18 protein-coding genes and 1 riboswitch are annotated in these 18,319 nt (G+C 71.0%); of the genes, 12 read left to right on the plus strand and 6 right to left on the minus strand.

The features are described 5' to 3' along the window. Nucleotides 1-2: 2 nt before the first annotated feature. Nucleotides 3-1,700, plus strand: a complete 1,698-nt coding sequence (locus tag AB5J56_RS37215; RefSeq protein WP_369239539.1) for a flavin monoamine oxidase family protein — start codon at nt 3-5, stop codon at nt 1,698-1,700. Nucleotides 1,701-1,706: 6 nt separating this feature from the next. On the opposite strand, the gene AB5J56_RS37220 is transcribed toward AB5J56_RS37215, so the two are convergent. Beyond that, complete coding sequence (locus AB5J56_RS37220; RefSeq protein WP_369239541.1) at nt 1,707-2,636, minus strand: LLM class F420-dependent oxidoreductase; 930 nt, start codon at nt 2,634-2,636, stop codon at nt 1,707-1,709. A gap of 97 nt (nt 2,637-2,733) precedes the next feature. Beyond that, the gene (locus tag AB5J56_RS37225) at nt 2,734-3,417 is read right to left on the minus strand and encodes a DUF5995 family protein (protein ID WP_369239543.1); all 684 of its coding nucleotides are present in this window, start codon (nt 3,415-3,417) and stop codon (nt 2,734-2,736) included. A 171-nt stretch (nt 3,418-3,588) separates the two neighbouring features. Here AB5J56_RS37225 and AB5J56_RS37230 point away from each other — a divergent pair, with 171 nt between their 5' ends. After that, the gene (locus AB5J56_RS37230) at nt 3,589-4,716 is read left to right on the plus strand and encodes a glycoside hydrolase family 6 protein (RefSeq protein ID WP_369243022.1); all 1,128 of its coding nucleotides are present in this window, start codon (nt 3,589-3,591) and stop codon (nt 4,714-4,716) included. On the opposite strand, the gene AB5J56_RS37235 is transcribed toward AB5J56_RS37230, so the two are convergent. After that, the gene (locus tag AB5J56_RS37235) at nt 4,698-6,113 is read right to left on the minus strand and encodes a uracil-xanthine permease family protein (RefSeq protein ID WP_369239545.1); all 1,416 of its coding nucleotides are present in this window, start codon (nt 6,111-6,113) and stop codon (nt 4,698-4,700) included. The genes AB5J56_RS37230 and AB5J56_RS37235 overlap by 19 nt on opposite strands. A gap of 159 nt (nt 6,114-6,272) precedes the next feature. Here AB5J56_RS37235 and AB5J56_RS37240 point away from each other — a divergent pair, with 159 nt between their 5' ends. Beyond that, nucleotides 6,273-7,556 (plus strand): alginate lyase family protein, encoded by a 1,284-nt coding sequence (locus tag AB5J56_RS37240; RefSeq protein ID WP_369239547.1) that lies wholly within the window; start codon nt 6,273-6,275, stop codon nt 7,554-7,556. Nucleotides 7,557-7,659: 103 nt separating this feature from the next. Further along, on the plus strand, nt 7,660-8,118 hold the full coding sequence (locus AB5J56_RS37245) for an acyl-CoA thioesterase (protein WP_369239549.1): 459 nt from the start codon (nt 7,660-7,662) through the stop codon (nt 8,116-8,118). On the opposite strand, the gene AB5J56_RS37250 is transcribed toward AB5J56_RS37245, so the two are convergent. Further along, nucleotides 8,078-9,289 (minus strand): MFS transporter, encoded by a 1,212-nt coding sequence (locus tag AB5J56_RS37250; protein ID WP_369239551.1) that lies wholly within the window; start codon nt 9,287-9,289, stop codon nt 8,078-8,080. The genes AB5J56_RS37245 and AB5J56_RS37250 overlap by 41 nt on opposite strands. Nucleotides 9,290-9,423: 134 nt before the next feature. Here AB5J56_RS37250 and AB5J56_RS37255 point away from each other — a divergent pair, with 134 nt between their 5' ends. Further along, nucleotides 9,424-10,695 (plus strand): ROK family transcriptional regulator, encoded by a 1,272-nt coding sequence (locus AB5J56_RS37255; protein ID WP_369239553.1) that lies wholly within the window; start codon nt 9,424-9,426, stop codon nt 10,693-10,695. Nucleotides 10,696-11,062: 367 nt separating this feature from the next. On the opposite strand, the gene AB5J56_RS37260 is transcribed toward AB5J56_RS37255, so the two are convergent. Both AB5J56_RS37260 and AB5J56_RS37265 read right to left on the minus strand, forming a co-directional pair. After that, nucleotides 11,063-11,830 carry an SDR family oxidoreductase gene (locus tag AB5J56_RS37260; RefSeq protein WP_369239555.1) on the minus strand — a complete coding sequence of 256 codons (768 nt, stop codon included), beginning with the start codon at nt 11,828-11,830 and terminating at the stop codon, nt 11,063-11,065. A 92-nt stretch (nt 11,831-11,922) separates the two neighbouring features. Next, nucleotides 11,923-12,813 carry an RNA polymerase sigma-70 factor gene (locus tag AB5J56_RS37265; protein WP_369239557.1) on the minus strand — a complete coding sequence of 297 codons (891 nt, stop codon included), beginning with the start codon at nt 12,811-12,813 and terminating at the stop codon, nt 11,923-11,925. Between the two features lie 292 nt (nt 12,814-13,105). After that, a riboswitch (FMN riboswitch) is annotated at nt 13,106-13,236 on the plus strand. A gap of 152 nt (nt 13,237-13,388) precedes the next feature. Between AB5J56_RS37265 and AB5J56_RS37270 the strand changes: the two genes are divergently transcribed. From AB5J56_RS37270 to AB5J56_RS37300, 7 genes are read left to right on the plus strand one after another with little or no spacing between them, the layout of a single operon-like run. Beyond that, complete coding sequence (locus AB5J56_RS37270; RefSeq protein ID WP_369239559.1) at nt 13,389-14,012, plus strand: riboflavin synthase; 624 nt, start codon at nt 13,389-13,391, stop codon at nt 14,010-14,012. Further along, nucleotides 14,009-14,653 carry a nicotinamide riboside transporter PnuC gene (locus tag AB5J56_RS37275; RefSeq protein ID WP_369239561.1) on the plus strand — a complete coding sequence of 215 codons (645 nt, stop codon included), beginning with the start codon at nt 14,009-14,011 and terminating at the stop codon, nt 14,651-14,653. The genes AB5J56_RS37270 and AB5J56_RS37275 overlap by 4 nt, the downstream gene beginning before the upstream one ends. Further along, nucleotides 14,650-15,939, plus strand: coding sequence for a bifunctional 3,4-dihydroxy-2-butanone-4-phosphate synthase/GTP cyclohydrolase II (locus AB5J56_RS37280; RefSeq protein ID WP_369239563.1), 1,290 nt, complete (start codon nt 14,650-14,652; stop codon nt 15,937-15,939). Before AB5J56_RS37275 ends, AB5J56_RS37280 begins: the two co-directional genes overlap by 4 nt. A 51-nt stretch (nt 15,940-15,990) precedes the next feature. Continuing rightward, complete coding sequence (gene ribH, locus AB5J56_RS37285) at nt 15,991-16,476, plus strand: 6,7-dimethyl-8-ribityllumazine synthase (RefSeq protein ID WP_356143255.1); 486 nt, start codon at nt 15,991-15,993, stop codon at nt 16,474-16,476. Between the two features lie 33 nt (nt 16,477-16,509). Then, the gene (locus AB5J56_RS37290; RefSeq protein ID WP_200300558.1) at nt 16,510-16,782 is read left to right on the plus strand and encodes a phosphoribosyl-ATP diphosphatase; all 273 of its coding nucleotides are present in this window, start codon (nt 16,510-16,512) and stop codon (nt 16,780-16,782) included. Between the two features lie 51 nt (nt 16,783-16,833). Beyond that, nucleotides 16,834-17,691 carry an ATP phosphoribosyltransferase gene (gene hisG, locus AB5J56_RS37295; protein WP_369239566.1) on the plus strand — a complete coding sequence of 286 codons (858 nt, stop codon included), beginning with the start codon at nt 16,834-16,836 and terminating at the stop codon, nt 17,689-17,691. Between the two features lie 13 nt (nt 17,692-17,704). Next, nucleotides 17,705-18,160 (plus strand): PH domain-containing protein, encoded by a 456-nt coding sequence (locus AB5J56_RS37300; RefSeq protein ID WP_369239568.1) that lies wholly within the window; start codon nt 17,705-17,707, stop codon nt 18,158-18,160. The last annotated feature ends 159 nt before the right edge of the window (nt 18,161-18,319 follow it).

Here is an 18,319-nt window from a genome sequence, read left to right on the forward strand (position 1 = left end):
CCATGACGTCCACCGTGCCCAACGCCGTCCAGCACGCCGACGTGCAGCAGCCGCCGATCACCATGTTCGGCCCGGACTTCCCGTACGCGTACGACGACTTCCTCGCGCACCCCGCGGGCCTCGGCCAGATACCGGCGACCGAGCACGGCACCGAGGTCGCCGTCATCGGCGGCGGCCTGTCCGGCATCGTGGCCGCGTACGAGCTGATGAAGATGGGCCTCAAGCCCGTCGTCTACGAGGCCGACCAGATCGGCGGCCGGCTGCGCACCGTCGGCTTCGACGGCTGCGACCCGTCCCTGACCGCCGAGATGGGCGCGATGCGCTTCCCGCCGTCCTCCACGGCGCTCCAGCACTACATCGACCTGGTGGGCCTGGAGACCCGGCCGTTCCCCAACCCCCTCGCGGAGTCGACGCCTTCGACCGTCGTCGACCTCAAGGGCGAGTCGCACTACGCGACCTCCGTCGACGACCTGCCGCAGGTCTACCGCGACGTGATGAACGCCTGGAACGCCTGCCTCGAGGACGGCGCCGACTTCTCCGACATGAACCAGGCCATGCGCGAGCGCGACGTCCCGCGCATCCGCGAGATCTGGGCGAAGCTCGTCGAGAAGCTCGACAACCAGACCTTCTACGGCTTCCTGTGCGAGTCGGAGTCCTTCAAGTCCTTCCGGCACCGCGAGATCTTCGGCCAGGTCGGCTTCGGCACCGGCGGCTGGGACACCGACTTCCCGAACTCGATCCTGGAGATCCTGCGCGTCGTCTACACCGAGGCCGACGACCACCACCGCGGCATCGTCGGCGGCTCCCAGCAGCTGCCGATGCGGCTGTGGGAGCGCGCGCCCGAGAAGATCGTGCACTGGGCGTACGGCACCTCGCTGGCGACCCTGCACGTGAACGGGCAGCCGCGCCCCGCCGTCACGCGCCTCACCCGCACGTCCGGCAACCGGATCACCGTGACGGACGCGAACGGCGACATCCGTACGTACCAGTCGGCGATCTTCACCGCCCAGTCCTGGATGCTGCTCTCCAAGATCGCCTGCGACGACTCGCTCTTCCCGATCGACCACTGGACGGCGATCGAGCGCACGCACTACATGGAGTCGAGCAAGCTCTTCGTGCCGGTCGACCGGCCGTTCTGGCTCGACAAGGACGAGGAGACCGGCCGGGACGTCATGTCGATGACGCTCACCGACCGTATGACGCGCGGCACCTACCTCCTGGACGACGGCCCGGACAAGCCCGCCGTCATCTGCCTCTCCTACACCTGGTGCGACGACAGCCTGAAGTGGCTGCCGCTGTCCGCGAACGAGCGGATGGAGGTCATGCTGAAGTCGCTCGGCGAGATCTACCCGAAGGTCGACATCAGGAAGCACATCATCGGCAACCCGGTGACCGTCTCCTGGGAGAACGAGCCCTACTTCATGGGCGCGTTCAAGGCCAACCTGCCCGGCCACTACCGCTACCAGCGGCGCCTGTTCACGCACTTCATGCAGGACGGGCTCGCCGAGGACAAGCGCGGCATCTTCCTCGCCGGCGACGACATCTCCTGGACCGCGGGCTGGGCCGAGGGCGCCGTCCAGACCGCGCTGAACGCGGTCTGGGGCGTCATGCACCAGCTGGGCGGCACCACCGACCCGACCAACCCCGGGCCGGGTGACGTGTACGAGGAGATCGCGCCGGTGGAACTGCCCGAGGACTGACCGGGGTCAGATCCCCGCGGCCCGCACCGCCTCGTACACCTCGGCGGCGACGTCCTTCAGCTCCTGGGCGTCCCGCGCCTGGCCCTGGAGCTCGAAGAAGAACTCGTCGAGGCCGGTCCCGGCGTGCGCCGCGAGGTCCTCGACGATCTGGGCGGTGCTGCCCTGGAACGGGGAGCGGTCGTCCCCGTCGTACGCCTTGGGGGAGTACCGCGCGTTCACCCGCACCACCGCCTGGAGCGGCTCGGTGCGGTCGCGCTCGGCCGCCAGATCCTGCAACTGCCGCCACTGCGTGGACAGTTGCTCGGCTCCCATGGCGACGGGCATCCAGCCGTCGGCACGGTCGACGAGCCGGGTCATCGCCTTCCTGCTGTTGGTGGGCAGCAGGATCGGTATCGGCCGGGCGGGTTTGGGCCCGACGAGGGCCGAGGCTATTTTGGTGTGGTGGCCCTCGTACGTCACCGGGTCCGGGCCCCAGACGGCCTGGCACACGTCGATGACCTCGTCCAGGACCCGGCCGCGCTCCTCGAACGGGGCGAGGCCCGCGGCCGCGTACTCGTCGAGCGACCAGCCGGTGCCGAAGCCCGCCACGACCCGGCCGCCGCTCGCCGCGTCCAGCGTGGCCAGAGACTTGGCGAGCTGGAACGGGTTGTGCAGCGGCGCCACCAGGATGCTGGTGCCGAGCCGGGCCCGTTCGGTCGCCGTGACAGCGAGGGTCAGCGTCACCAGAGGGTCCGGGACGCCGCGGTAGATGTCGGGCCAGGGAAGCCCTTCGATGCCGTACAGGCCCTGGGTCGCGGGCTCCGGGAACAGGGCGCGCTCGTACACCCACAGACTCTCGTAGCCGATCTGCTCGGCGGTGCGTGCCACGTCCGGCACGTCGCGTCCGATGTCGTACTGCCGTGCTTGCGGGAGACTCAGTCCCAGCCGGATGGCCATGTGTGTGCTCCTTCGCGTCGTTCGCCTCAGGCGGTTCAACCGTCAACGTAACTCGGCACAGTGGCTCCGGAGCGGTACGGCAGGGCAGTTGGCCGGATCAGTCCGGCAGTGGCGTGAGCAGCATGCGGCCGGCGAAGCCGACCGCCGCGTCGAGGCGCTGCCCGAACTCCTCGGCCAGGTCCGGGAGTCCGCGCAGCGCCCAGAGCGCCCTCGCCGCCGACCACGTCGCGTCGCGGGCCCGCTCCAGGCTCCACGAGCCGAGCAGATGGGTCAGCGGATCGGCGATCTGGAGGACGTCGGGGCCCGGCATCAGATCTTCGCGGATGCGCTCCTCCAGCGAGACGAGGACATCGCCCACGCGGTCGAACTCGTCCTCCAGGTCCGCCGGTTCGCAGCCGAGCGTACGGCAGGTGTCCACCACGGCGAGCGCCAGATCGTGCCCGATGTGCGCGTTGATGCCCGCCAGCGCGAACTGCAGCGGACGTACTCCGGGATGACGCCGGAACTGCATCAGAGGCCGCCAACAGGCGGGCGGACGCCCCTCCTCGGCGACCTGTAGATAGCGCTCGGCGAACCGCACGTCCAGCGTGATCGCCGCCTCCGCGTGCGTGAACTCCCCGGCGTCCAGGCGTCGGTCGATCTCCTCCGTGACGGCCAGGTAGACACGGTTGAAGACCGCGATCCCGTCCCGCTCCGGGAGGGCGGCGTCCAGGGCGCGCATACGGGAGACGACGGTGTCCATCGCGTATACGGGAGGGGTGAGCTGTTCCAACTGCGCCATGGGGGCAGGGTCCCAGTCCTAGGCTGGCGGGCGGGCCGCCGGGCCGGACGCTTCCCCAGAACGGGGGAACGCGGTCGTGGCGGAAGGGGGGAGCAGCAGGTGTCAGGCTTACGTGCCCAGCGCCTGGCCGCACGCAGGGCCGAGCGCAGGCGGGCCGCCCGGCGCAGCGCGATGTTGGCGGCGGCCTCGGTCGTCGTCGCGGTCGGCAGCGTGACCGGGGTGATGTCCGCCCTCGCCGAGGAACGCCCCTCGACCGACGCCAAGCCTCTGGTGACCCGCTCGCCGAGCCTGCACCCACTGCCCGCGGTGCCCTCGCCAACGCGCACGCCCACGACAACGCCGACGACGCCGAAGAAGTCCGCCTCCGCGGCCAAGTCCTCGGCCGAGCCGAGCCCCAAGCCCTCCAGGACGACCGCGCGGGAGACCGTGAACGCCTCCGCCCAGCTCTACCGCCACACCGACTCCCAGGTCCTGGACTGGGTCGCCGCCCATCCCGACGACTCCCGGCGCGCGGTCATCGAGTCCCGGATCGCCGACCGTCCGGCCGCCGTCTGGTTCGCGGACTTCACGCCGTCCACCATCACGGGCCGGGTCAGGGCGGTGACGTCGGCCGCCGCCGCGCAGGGCCGGGTCCCGGTCGTCGTGCCGTACGCCATTCCGCAGCGGGACTGCGGCGGTGCCTCGGAGGGCGGGGCGCCCGACCTCGCCTCGTACGACGGATGGATCGACCGGTTCGCGGCGGGCCTCGGCGCAGGCGAGGTCATCGTGATCCTGGAGCCCGATTCGATCGCCCAGTCCGACTGCCTCACCGCGGGTGAACGGGCGGACCGCTTCGCCTCGTTGGCCCGAGCGGGCCGCGTCCTCAAGGGCGCGAACCCGAAGGCCCGGGTCTACTTCGACGCGGGCCACTCCGACTGGAACCCGGTCACCCAGCAGGCCTCCCTGCTCAAGGAGGCGGGCGCGGCCTCGGCTGCCGCTTCCGACGGTGTCTTCACCAACGTGTCCAACTTCCACCGTACGAGCGCGGAGATCGCGTACGCCCGCCAGGTGCTGTCCGCGCTGGGCGGCCCCGCGAGCCTGGGCGCCGTCATCGACACCAGCCGCAACGGCAACGGTGCCCCGGCCGACGGCGAGTGGTGCGATCCGGACGGCCGGAAGATCGGACAGGCGCCGACCCTGCGTACCGGTGAGGCACGGATCGACGCCTATCTGTGGGTCAAGCTGCCGGGTGAGTCCGACGGCTGCAAGGGCTCGCCGGGGACGTTCTCGCCCGCGTACGCCTACGAGTTGGCGCGCTGAGCCTTGGTCCCGGACTCGGCGTCGGACTCCGTGTCGTAGGACGAGGTGCCTTCGTCAAGGAGCGGCTCCTGCGACTTGAGGTGCGCCGGGGCCATGGCCCGCAGGGCGTGATAGCCGGTGATCACCACCAGGGTGCCGAGGGCGATGCCGCTGAGCGAGAAGGTGTCGGTGAACTTCAGGGTGACGCCGCCGACGCCGATGATGATGCCTGCGGCGGCCGGCACCAGGTTCAGCGGATTGCGCAGGTCCACCCGGGCGTTGAGCCAGATCTGCGCGCCGAGCAGGCCGATCATGCCGTACAGGATGACGGTGATGCCGCCGAGCACCCCGCCCGGGATCGCGGCCACGACCGCGCCGAACTTCGGGCAGACGCCGAAGAGGAGCGCGAAACCGGCGGCGGCCCAGTACGCGGCCGTGGAGTAGACGCGGGTCGCGGCCATCACGCCGATGTTCTCGGAGTACGTGGTGTTGGGCGGACCGCCCACCGCGGTGGAGAGCATGGAGGCGACGCCGTCCGCGGAGATGGCGGTGCCCAGCTTGTCGTCCAGCGGGTCGCCGGTCATCTCGCCGACCGCCTTGACGTGCCCGGCGTTCTCGGCGACCAGCGCGATCACGACGGGCAGCGCGACCAGGATCGCCGACCACTGGAAGGTCGGCCCGTGGAAGGAGGGCAGGCCGATCCAGTCCGCCTTGCCGACGCCGGACAGGTCGAGGCGCCAGTGGTCGGTGAGCTTCCCGCTCGCGTCGACCGAGTGGATCTTGCCGAAGACGCGGTCGAAGACCCACGAGATCCCGTATCCGAAGACCAGGCCCATGAAGATCGCGATCCGTGACCAGAAACCGCGCAGGCACACCACGGCCAGGCCCGTGAACAGCATCACCAGCAGCGCCGTCCACTGATCCTGCGGCCAGTACGTCGAGGCGGTCACCGGCGCGAGGTTGAAGCCGATCAGCATGACGACGGCGCCGGTGACGATCGGCGGCATCGCCGCGTGGATGATCCGCGCCCCGAACCTCTGGACCGCGAGCCCCACCAGGAACAGCACGGCCCCCACGACGAGGACCGCGCCCGTCACGGTCGCACTGCTGCCGCCCTGCGCGCGGATCACCGCCGCGACGCCCACGAACGAGAGCGAGCAGCCGAGGTAGCTGGGCACCCGGCCGCGGGTCGCGAGCAGGAAGATCACCGTCGCGACGCCGGACATCATGATCGCGAGGTTGGGGTCCAGGCCCATGAGCACGGGGGCGACGAACGACGCCCCGAACATGGCCACCACGTGCTGGGCCCCGAGCCCGATCGTGCGCGGCCACGAGAGCCGTTCGTCGGGGCGGACCACCGCTCCGGGTGCGGGCGTGCGCCCGTCGCCGTGCAGTTTCCAGCGGACGCCGAGATCCATGGGGGCTTCGCTTTCGTCGTTCGTGAAGCTTCGTCTTCCTCGTACGTGAAGCTTCGTCCGGACCATTGTCATGGGCACCTGGCGGTCCTACGCTCACACGGTCCCACTCGTGAACATCGTTCATATATCTGTATTCCTGATCTCCGATGGGAGTGCTGGATGAGTGCAAGACCCCGCTTCCGGATCCTCCTGACGGCCGCGGCGCTCTGCGCGGCCGTCGCCGTCCCCTCCGCCCCGGCGCGGGCGGCCTACGAGACACCCGTGGCGCCGAAGGTCCCCAAGACGGTCGTCCTCGACGGCGGCCGGCTTCAGCAGGCGAAGGTCCGCCTGGACCGCGGTGACCCCCAACTGAAGCGAGCGCTGGGGGACTTGACCGCCCGCGCCGACAACTGGCTGGACCAGGGCCCCTGGACGGTCGTCGACAAGCCGAAGCCGGCGCCCGGCGGCGACGTCCACGAGTACCTCAGTCAGGCCCCGTACTGGTGGCCCTCGGGGCCCAAATCCCCTGACAATCCCTGGGGTTGCCCCTACGTCCAGCGCGACGGGCAGCGCAATCCCGAGGTCGACACCGGCACCGACCGCCAGGACGCCGAGAAGGTCTTCGACTCGACGTACGAGCTCTCCCTCGCCTGGTACTACACCGGCCGGAAGCAGTACGCCGAGAAGGCCGCCGCCGTCCTGCGGACCTGGTTCCTCGACCCGGCGACGCGGATGAACCCCAACCTGGACCACGGCCAGTTCATCCCTTGCAAGTACGACGGCCGGGCCATCGGCATCATCGACTTCTCGCAGTCCTACACGAGCGTCCTGGACGCGATCGCCCTGCTGAACACGGGCGCCCCCGGCTGGTCGAAGGATGACCGCAGCGCGATGCGCGGCTGGAACGCCGACTTCCTCGACTGGCTGGCCCACAGCGCCTTCGGCGAGGAGGAAGGCGCCGCCAAGAACAACCACGGCACCTTCTACGACCTCCAGCTCGCCGCCCTGGCGTACGCGACCGGCGACAAGGACCTCGCCCGGCGGACCGTCCTCGACGCGCGCGCGAAGCGGATCGACCCGCAGATCGCCGCCGACGGCAGCCAGCCGCAGGAGCTGGCGCGCACCCGCAGCTGGCACTACTCGACCTTCGACCTGGTCGCCTACACCCGGCTCGCGGCCATCGGCCGGCACGTCGGCGTGGACCTGTGGTCGTACCGGGGCCCGGACGGGCAGGGCCTGTTGAAGTCGGTGGACTTTCTGCTGCCCGCCGCGACGGGGGCCAAGGCGTGGGCGTATCCGGAGCTGGAGTTCCACCGGTTCGCCGCGAGCGACGTGGTGCACGCGGCGGCCGACGCGGGGGACAGGGCGGCGCAGGCCGCCGTCCCGAAGCTGGAGGCACCGCCCGGTGGCGACCTGTGGGCGCTGCGGCCCGCCGCCGAACAGCTGGACTCGATCGCCGGCTGAGCGGCGCCGCCCTCCGGGCCGGGGCTTCTGAGCGTTTGCTTAGGATGGGAGGGTGGTTTTCAGCCACCTCACTCTCGTCCCGTACGTCTCAGGAGCCCCGCCCGTGACCGCCGAAGCCCTGCCCGCCCCCGCCCTGTCGTACGGCAGGCTCCTGCCCGTCACCGTCCACTTCGACGACCTGGACGCGCTCGGGCTGCTCCACAACGCCCGCTACCCGGTGATGGTGGAGCGCGCCTGGGCCGAGCTGTGGCAGGAGCACGGCGTCACCTTCGAGGGCGACTGGGCGGCCGCCGGCGACGCCTGCAACGCGGTGAAGGAGCTGCGGATCAGCTACGAGGCACCGGTCACCCGGCCCGGCCCCTACGCCGTACACCTGTGGCTGGAACGGCTGGGGAACACCGGGCTGACGTACGGCTTCCGCTTCTGCTCCCTCGACGGTGCGGTGACGTACGCGCACGGCACCCGGGTGCTCGTCCGGCTCGATGCCAAGACGCTGCGCCCGGCGCCGTGGAGCGACCGGTTCAGGGCCGCGGGTCGGGAACTGCTGCGCTCGGAGGGCTGATCCTCGGGCGGTCGCGGTCGCCCGCGCGCAGTACGCCCGCGAAGACCGCGAGCCCGGACGCCAGCACCGTCACCAGGACGAACGAGACCATCAGGCTCGTCGTCTGGGCCAGTCCACCGATCACGCTGGGGGCGATCAGACCCGAGGTGTACGTCACGGTCGCGACGCCCGCGATGGCCTGGCTCGGGTTCGGGCCGCTGCGGCCCGCCGCGGCGAAGCAGAGCGGGACGACGACCGCGATGCCGAGGCCCATCATGGCGAAGCCGGTCATGGCCACCGCGGGGCTTTCGGACACCACGACGAGCAGTCCGCCCAGCGCCGCGAGGAACCCGCCGGTGCGGACCGTGCGCACCGAGCCGAAGCGGTTCACCACCGCGTCGCCCACGATCCGGGCGATCGCCATGGTGAGCATGAAGCCCGTCGTGCACGCCGCCGCGAGGCCCGCCGAGGCGCTCAGCCGGTCGCGCAGGTACACCGCCGACCAGTCCAGGCTCGCGCCCTCCGCGAACACCGCGCAGAACCCGACCGCGCCGATGAGCAGCGCCGACCTCGGCGGCAGTGCGAACCGCGGGGGCGGCTCCTCGTCCTCGGTGGCCCGCAGGTCGAACACCCACCGGCAGGCGACCAGGCCCAGGACCGTCAGCGCCGCGGCCGCCAGTGCGTGGTGCACGCGCGCGTCGGAGCCCAGGTGCGCGGCGAGCGTGCCGGCCGCCGAGCCGATCAGGGCGCCCGTGCTCCACATACCGTGCAGCCCGGACATGATCGACTTGCCGAGCCGGTTCTCGACCTCCACGCCCAGGGCGTTCATCGCGACGTCCGCCATGCCCGCCGTGGCGCCGTAGGTGAACATCGCCACGCACAGGGTGAGCAGGTTCGGCGCGAGCGAGGGGAGGGTCAGGGCCAGCGTCCAGAGCGCGAGCAGTCCGCGCAGGGCCGTACGGCTGCCGAAGCGGTGGCTGATCCGGCCGGCGACCGGCATCGCGACGGACGCGCCGAACGCCGTGAAGGCGAGGGCGAACCCGAGCTGGCCCGATCCCACGGAGGCGTGGTCCTGGATCCACGGCACGCGGGTCGCGAACGAACCGGTGACCGCGCCGTGCACCGCGAACACGGTGGCCACGGCGTACCGGGCGTGCTTCACCTCGCGCTGGTCGTAGACCACATCACTCATCTTCCGGCCCCTCCCGGCTCCGCTTCCCGCTCTGCCGCCGTAAACTATCAGGAACCCTGCCTGATAGATAGGCGATAAAGTGCCGCCCTCGGGCCGACGGCGGTACGGCCCGCGCGATCTGGGAGGATCCCGGCATGCCCGCACCCGCATCCCCGAGCACGGCACGAGCCATCAACGACCGGCTCGCCCTGCGGCTGCTCCAGCAGGAAGGCCCTCTGACGGCCGGGCAGTTGAAGCAGCTCACCGGACTGTCCCGGCCCACGGTCGCCGACCTCGTCGAGCGCCTCGCGGCCGCCGGGCTGATCGCGGTGGTGGGAGAGTCGGGCGAGCAGCGGCGCGGCCCGAACGCCAAGCTGTACGGCATCGTCGCCGACCAGGCGCATCTGGCCGCCCTCGACGTCCGCACCGAGAGCGTCGCCGTGGTGGTCTCCGACCTGCTCGGCGCGGAACTCGCCCGGGCGTCGGTGCCCATCGCGGACGACGCGGGCACGGGGCCCGCCGTCGAGCAGGCGGTCGCCCTCGTGGAGCGCGCCGCGAAGGAGGCGGGCGCCGAGCAGTTGCACACCGTCGGGATCGGCGCGCCCGGCCTCATCGACCCCGCCACCGGTGAACTCCGCGACTCCTCCGGCCTGCCCCAGTGGCACCGCCGCCTGGTCGCCGCCCTCCAGGAGCGGCTGCCGGCCCGCGTGATCGTCGAGAACGAGACGAACCTCGCCGCCCTCGCCGAACAGCGCGACGGCGCGGCCCGCGACCGCGACACCTTCGTCCTGCTCTGGCTCGGCCACGGCACCGGCGCCGCCGTCGTCCTCGACGGCTCCCTGCGTCGAGGTGCCTCCGGCGGCACCGGCGAGATCGGCTTTCTCCCGGTCCCCGGCACGGCTGCCCTCCCCTCGGCGACGGACTGCGAGGGCGGCTTCCACTCCCTGGCCGGGGGCGCCGCGATCGCGCGGCTCGCGACGGAACACGGGCTCACGGCGGAGTCGACGGGGAGCGAACCGCGGGCGGCGGCGCTGGTGCGCGAAGCGGTGGCGGTGGTTGCGGTCGACGGTGCGTCTGAGGGGGCCCCCGCCGGACATGGCCGACCCGCGGGAACTGACGGCTCCCCGCGGCCTGGCGACCTTGATGCCGCGCACCGCTTCCTCGACGCCCTCGCCGACCGCGTCGCCATCGGTGCCGCCTCCGTGGTCGCCGTCCTCGACCCCGGCTGCGTGGTCCTCGGAGGCGAGGTCGGGCAGGCGGGCGGCGACGTACTCGCCGCCCGCGTCGCGCGACGGCTCGCCCGGATGTCGCCGCTGCCGGCCGAGGTACGGGCGAGCGCACTGGGCGGCGACGCCGTGCTGCGCGGCGCGCTGCTGACGGCACGGGAGGGTGCTCAGGACGAGCTGTTCGCGCCGCCGCAGCGGTAGCTGGCGGGGGGCGACTTCGCAGTGGGGTGCGGTGGGTGGGTCGGGGCCGTGCCGGTACGTCTTGCCCGTCGCCACGTGGGCGTACTGCCCGGGGTTGATACACGGCGGGACTTGGCGGGCGGTCTGCTACGCGACGGGCAGAGACGTACCGGCACGGCCCCTGCCGTGCGTACGCGACTGCGGGTGCGTGGGGGTTCGCGTGGCGGTGGGTCCGTCCTCCCTGCGGGCAATCGTGCCGCTGGGGCGGCACGGGTGGGCGCAGGCGGCGCCCCGTCAGCGCCGAGTTGCGCGACCCACCCCCGCCCAGCACCAACCCCGGGTGCCAGGCAGGCAGGGGGCACCCCGGGTTTGCCCGCCCGTCCTGGGATCAGCGAGATCCGGCGCCGGTCCTGCCGCCGCCGAACCGCGCCGCCAGGTACTCCTCGAACGTTCCCTTGCCGACGGCCCGCCCCGGTGTCAGATGGCCGCCGGCCCGGAAACCGCGAACGGTCCTGCCGGGAAGCGGGACGCTGACCACCGGCCGCCTGCGGCCGCTCGCCCTCAGATACGCGCGGGCCAGGTCCGGCAACGTCCGCACCTCGGGGCCGCCCATGTCCTCGGCGCGGCCCGCGGGGGCGCCGCCCGCGAGGCCGGCCAGCCGGTCGGCGACCTCTGCGACCTCGATCGGCTGGTCGGCGATCCCCGAGGGCAGCAACAGCACCGGCAGCCTGGCGAGTGTCCGGAACAACATCACCGGGAGGTCGTGGAACTGCGTCGTGCGCAGGATCGTCCAGCCGAGCTCCGAGTCCTGGACGAGCTTCTCGACCGCCAGCTTGGTCCTGTAGTAGCCGAGCGGCACCACGTCCACGCCGACGATAGAGATGTAGACCAGGTGGGCCACGCCTGCCGTGCGGGCGGCCTCGATCAGGTGCGCGGCGGCCTGCTCGTCGCCCCCGCGCTGCGTGGTCGCGCAGTGCACGATCGTGTCCACGCCCGCGACGGCGGCGTCCAGCGCACCACCGCCCTCACGCAGATCCACGGCGTACGGCGGGGTGTGCCGGCTGAGCACCCGCACCTCGTGGCCGTCCGCGCGCAGCCGCTCGGTGACGAGCCGGCCGAGGGTTCCGGTACCGCCGGTCACCAGGATCGTGGTCATTGCTGTTCAGCCCCTTCAGAGGTCAGGGCTCCTGGGTGGAGCGCCCTTCGTCAGCTGAGACCGCACAGCCCGCGCGGATGTGACAGCGTCTGCTACGCCGCTGCCAGTTGGCGCTCCATGAACTCCAGCTTGTCGGGGTTGAGCATCGTCCGCACCCCGACGATCGCCCCGTCGTGAACGTCGAACGCGACGACTCCCGTGATCCGGTCGCCCGTCAGCGCGAGCAGGGCCGTGGCGCCGTTGACCTCGGCCACCGTGAAGTCCACGCCCGCGGTGTACCGCTCCACGACGCCCAGCAGGAACCGCACCACTTTGTCCCGCCCCAGGATCGGCCGCCGTGCCGCGCTGACCTTGCCGCCGCCGTCGCTCCACAACGTCACATCGGCTGCGAGGAGTTGCTCCAGGCCGGCCAGATCGCCCTCGCGGGCCGCCGTGACGAAGGACGCGATCAGCCCCTCCTGCTGCGTGGCCGATGGCTGGAAACGGGTCTCGTCCGCGGTGACCCGCCGCACCGCCCGCCGGTGCAGCTGGCGGCAGTTGGCCTCGCTCAGGTCGAGCACCCCGGCGATCTCGCGGTGGGAGTACGCGAAGGCCTCCCGCAGCACGTAGACGGCACGTTCGGTCGGCGTCAGCCGTTCCAGGAGGAGCAGCAGCGCCAGTGATACGGCGTCGCGCCGCTCGGCCGACTCCAGGGGCCCGAGCGTTCCGTCCGCGGTGAGTACCGGCTCCGGCAGCCACGGCCCGGGGTACACCTCGTGCCGGGCGCGGGCCGAGGTGAGCCGGTTGAGGCAGAGATTGGTGACCACCTTGGCGAGCCACGCGCCCGGCCGTTCGATGTCGGCCAGGTCGGCTCCCCTGAAGCGCAGATACGCGTCCTGCACCATGTCCTCGGCGTCCGCGGCCGAGCCCAGCATGCGGTAGGCCAGCCCGAACAGGCGTCCGCGGTGGCTCTCGAAAACGTCGGTCGTCTCCGGCTCTGTCACGGCGCCAGCCTGGCAGAACCGGGGTGGGGGCCCGGCGGCGGGGCAAGGGCCTCCGTCACCGCCGCCGGACCCGATCGTGGGGGTGGATACGACCACTGGTGATCGCCGACCCTAAGAGGACTAGACCAGTTCGTCAATAGGTATGGACCAATGTCAAGCGGGCGTGGTGGCGCGGGAATTGGCCGGTGTCCGACTGGCCAAGAAGTCCATCGACGTGTTCTGTGAGCCACCCCACAGACATTCGCCCGTATGGACGTCGATCAGCCGTGGCACACTGGCCCTGTACCAGAAGCAGCGCACTCCGGGGTCGGTGAAAGTCCGAACCGGCGGTTACAGTCCGCGACCCGGTCGCTTCCAGCGGCCGGTTGACCAGGTGAAATTCCTGGACCGACGGTTAAAGTCCGGATGGGAGGCAGTGCGCGGCGGGCGGGCATTCGTGCGCGCTGCCGTCTGTTTCGACCTGTCCTGCGGGACGGGTCTCATTCGGCATCGTCCTCGGTGTCGTCGTCCGTTCATTCTGTCGTCCGTCGACAGGCCCCGGAGTCCGTGCCCTATGAGGCAGGAGGACCCGGGAAGTGTTCACCGGAATCGTCGAAGAGCTGGGTGAGATCACCGCCGTCGAGAACCTCGACGACGCCTCACGTTTCCGTCTGCGTGGCCCCGTCGTCACGCAGGGCGCACAGCACGGCGACTCCATCGCCGTGAACGGCGTATGTCTCACGGTCGTGGAACACGAGGGCGACGAGTTCACCGCCGACGTCATGGCGGAGACCCTGAACCGCTCCAGCCTCGGCGCCCTCGCCGTCGGCTCCCGCGTCAACCTGGAGCGCCCGATGGCCCTGGGTGCGCGCCTGGGCGGGCACATCGTGCAGGGCCACGTGGACGGCACGGGCACGGTCATCGAGCGCAAGCCGTCCGAGAACTGGGAGATCGTGAAGGTCTCGCTCCCCGCGGACCTCACCCGCTATGTGGTCGAGAAGGGCTCCATCACCGTCGACGGCATCAGCCTCACCGTCGTCGACGCCGGCCCCGACTACTTCACCGTCAGCCTCATCCCGACGACCCTCGACCTGACCACGCTCGGCCTGAAGCAGCCCGGCGACCCGGTCAACCTCGAGGTCGACGTCGTAGCCAAGTACGTCGAGCGTCTCCTCGGCGACCGTGCCGTTCCCGTCGCCACCCAGGAGGCGTCGAAGTGAACTGGCTCAACTCCGAGGCGTTCACGCTCTTCGGGCAGCACATCAAGTGGTCCGACATGATCGGCAACACGATTGGTCTGATCGCCCTCGCGCTCGGCTGGCGCCGCTCGATCTGGAGCTGGCCGGCACAGTTCGTCTCCGGCGTCATCCTCTTCGCGGCCTTCGCGACCGCCCACCTCTCCGGCAGTGCCGGCAAGCAGGTCGTCGTCATGGTCGTCGCCGTCTACGGCTGGTGGCAGTGGAACCGCGGCAAGGGGCAGGCGCAGGACGGCGGCATCGCCGTCCGGTTCGCCACCTGGCGCGAGCGCGGATACATGGCCGGCGCCGCCGCCGTCGGCACCGTCGCGGTTGCCCTGCTCTTCAAGGCATACCCGACGCTCTCCTGGGACCCTTGGCCCGACGCGTACATCTTCGTCGGCACGGTCGTCGCCATGTACGCCCAGGCGCGCGGCATGGTCGAGTTCTGGTTCGCCTGGCTGCTGGTCGACCTCGTCGGCGTCCCGCTCAACTTCGCCAACGGTTTCGCCTTCTCCGGTTTCGTCTACGTCCTCTACGGCGCGCTCGTCCTGTGGGGCCTGCGCGACTGGTGGCTGCGCTCCCGCGAGGCCGGGCAGCCCGTCCTGGAAGGAGCCCCGGCATGACTACCGCGCCGGTTCTGTACAGCACCGACAACATCGAGGACTTCGCGCTCGACCCGGTCGAGCAGGCCATCGCCGACATCGCGGCCGGCCGCCCGGTCGTGGTCGTCGACGACGAGGACCGCGAGAACGAGGGCGACCTCGTCATCGCCGCCGAGAAGGCCACCCCCGAGATCGTCGCCTTCATGATGAGCGAGTGCCGCGGCCTGATCTGCGCGCCCATGGAGGCCGACGAACTGGAGCGCCTGCGCCTGCCGCAGATGGTCGAGGACAACACCGAGTCGATGAAGACCGCGTTCACCGTGTCGGTGGACGCCTCCGCCGCGCACGGTGTGACCACCGGTATCTCGGCCTCCGACCGCGCCACCACGCTCCGGCTCCTCGCGGGCGGCGCGGCCGAGGCCGGCGACTTCGTACGGCCCGGCCACATCTTCCCGCTGCGCGCCAGGTCCGGCGGCGTCCTCGTGCGCAACGGCCACACCGAGGCCGCCGTGGACCTCGCCCGCCTGGCAGGCCTCCGCCCGGCCGGCGCCATCGTCGAGATCGCCGGCGAGGACGGCCGCATGCTGCGCCTGCCCGAGCTGATCCCGTTCGCCCGCAAGCACGGCCTGACGATCATCTCCATCGAGGACCTGATCGCCTACCGCCGTAGCGCCGAGCCCACCGTGCGCCGCGAGGCGAAGACCCAACTGCCCACCGCCTTCGGCGAGTTCACGGCGTACGGCTACCGCTCCACCGTCGACGGCGTCGAGCACGTCGCCCTTGTCCACGGCGAGATCGGCGACGGCCAGGACGTCCTCGTGCGGGTCCACTCCGAGTGCCTCACCGGCGATGTCTTCCACTCCCTGCGCTGCGACTGCGGCCCCCAGCTCGAGGCCTCCTTGGAGCGCATCCAGGCCGAGGGCAGGGGAGTGGTGGTCTACCTGCGCGGCCACGAAGGGCGCGGCATCGGCCTGCTGTCCAAGCTGCGCGCCTACGAACTCCAGGAGCGCGGCCGGGACACCCTCGACGCCAACCTGGAGCTCGGCCTGCCCGCCGACGCCCGCGACTACGCCGCCGGCGCGCAGATCCTGCAGGACCTCGGCGTGCGCACCCTGCGTCTGATGACCAACAACCCCGAGAAGACCGACGCGCTCGTACGGCACGGACTCAAGGTCACCGACCGGGAGCCGATGCCCGTACAGGCGGGCGAGCACAACCTGCGGTACCTGCGCACCAAGCGGGACCGGATGGGGCACGACCTGCCCTGGCTGGACACGGCCCCCGTGTCCACCTGTGGCAACCAGTAAGAGCACGAAGAGCGCGAACAGCACGAAGGCACGAAAGAACCGAGGAGAGACGTGAGCGGCAAGGGTGCACCTGAACTGTCCGTACGCAACTGCGGCGACCTGCGCGTCGCGGTCATCGCGGCACAGTGGCACGAAAAGGTGATGGACGGCCTCGTCGACGGCGCGCTGCGCGCCCTGCACGAGCTGGGGATCGACGAGCCGACCCTCCTCAGGGTCCCGGGCAGCTTCGAGCTCCCGGTCGTCGCCAAGGTCCTCGCGGGCCGCGGCTACGACGCGATCGTCGCGCTCGGCGTCGTCATCCGCGGCGGCACCCCGCACTTCGAGTACGTGTGCCAGGGCGTCACCCAGGGCCTCACCCAGGTCTCCATCGACACCGGAGTGCCCATCGGCTTCGGCGTGCTGACCGTCGACACCGAGGAGCAGGCCCTCGACCGCGCGGGCATCGAGGGCTCGAACGAGGACAAGGGACACGAGGCGGTGACGGCCGCGGTGGCCACGGCGGCCACCCTCCGCTCAGTATCTGAACCGTGGCGATAGGTCGGCCGGCACACGCGTAAAGTGGGCGCCACCATGTCCAATAAGACGTTCGAGGAGCTCTTCACCGAGCTCCAGCAGAAGGCCGCCAACGGCGACCCCGCCACTTCCCGCACCGCAGAGCTGGTCGGCAAGGGGGTCCATGCCATCGGCAAGAAGGTCGTCGAAGAGGCCGCAGAGGTCTGGATGGCAGCCGAGTACGAGGGCAAGGAAGCAGCCGCCGAGGAGATCTCGCAGCTGCTTTACCACGTCCAGGTGATGATGGTCGCTCGCGGCATCTCGCTCGACGACGTCTACGCCCACCTCTGAGCCGTCACCGCAACTCCCACACCGTACGCACGAACGAAGGAAGCCGACCTCATGCTGCGCATCGCCGTCCCCAACAAGGGTTCCCTGTCAGGCCCTGCGGCGGAGATGCTGCATGAGGCCGGCTACCAGCAGCGCCGCGAGTCCAAGGAACTGCGCATCGTCGACCCGGAGAACGAGGTCGAGTTCTTCTACCTCCGCCCCCGCGACATCGCGATCTACGTCTCCTCCGGCCGCCTCGACATCGGCATCACCGGCCGCGACCTGCTCATCGACTCCGGGGCCAGCGCCGAGGAGATCCTCCCGCTCGGCTTCGCCCGCTCCACCTTCCGCTTCGCCTCCAAGCCCGGCACCGCCCACGGCATCGAGGACCTCGGCGGCCTGACCGTCGCCACCTCGTACGAGGGAATCGTTGCCAAGCACCTCGCCGACCATGGCGTCGACGCCTCCGTCGTCCACCTGGACGGCGCCGTCGAGACCGCCATCGAGCTGGGCGTCGCCGAGGTCATCGCCGACGTCGTCGAGACCGGCACCTCGCTGCGCAACGCGGGCCTGGAGGTCTTCGGCGACCCGATCATGAAGTCCGAGGCCATCGTCATCCGCCGCGTCGGCGCCGCGGCCGACGAGACCGTCGAGCCGAAGGTCCAGCAGTTCCTGCGCCGCCTCCAGGGCGTCCTGGTCGCCCGGACCTACGTGATGATGGACTACGACTGCCGCGCCGAGCACCTGGAGAAGGCCGTCGGCCTCACCCCGGGCCTGGAGTCGCCCACCATCTCCCCGCTGCACAACGAGGGCTGGGTCGCCGTCCGCGCCATGGTGCCCGCCAAGGAGGCCCAGCGGATCATGGACGACCTGTACGCCCTCGGCGCGCGGGCCATCCTGACCACGGCCATCCACGCCTGCCGGCTCTGAGGAACCGCGACCGATGTCTGAACTGCCCAGCCTCCCCGTCACCTTCCGGCCGGGGCGCACCCGCGCGGTCCTGCTCGGCGCGGGCGCGGCCATCTTCGTGGTCATCACCGCGGTGGCCCTGCTCCTGGAGACCCTCGGCCCGGGGGAGCGCCTCAGCTTCGTCTTCACCGCGGCGCTCCTGTTCGGGGTGCTCGTCCTGCTCGCCCGGCCCAAGGTCGTCGCCGACGAGAACGGCGTCACCGTCGTCAACATCGCCAGCAGCCGGCACCTGGAGTGGGCGGAAATCGTCCAGGTCAACCTGCGCACGGGCGACCCCTGGGTGTTCCTCAACCTCAGCGACGGCACCAGCCTGCCCGCGCTCGGCATCCAGCCCGGCATCGCCCGGCAGCGCGCGGTCGAGGACGCCCGCGCCCTGCGCGCGCTCGCCGAGGCCCGGTCGATCGGCGACCCTGAGCAACATCAGGGTTAACTCTCAGCCCTCCGCCCTGACGTACAGGCCCATGTCTTGATTAATCTGGTGGCGGAGGCGTATTCAATGCGCCTCCGCCTCCGATGTCCCGACCCGTACGTCAGAGGCTTCCTGCTACCCGAGGAGTGACTCCCTCCAGCGATGGACGGATCGTCCTGT

Source organism: Streptomyces sp. R21 (assembly GCF_041051975.1).
Classification (GTDB): Bacteria; Actinomycetota; Actinomycetes; order Streptomycetales; family Streptomycetaceae; genus Streptomyces.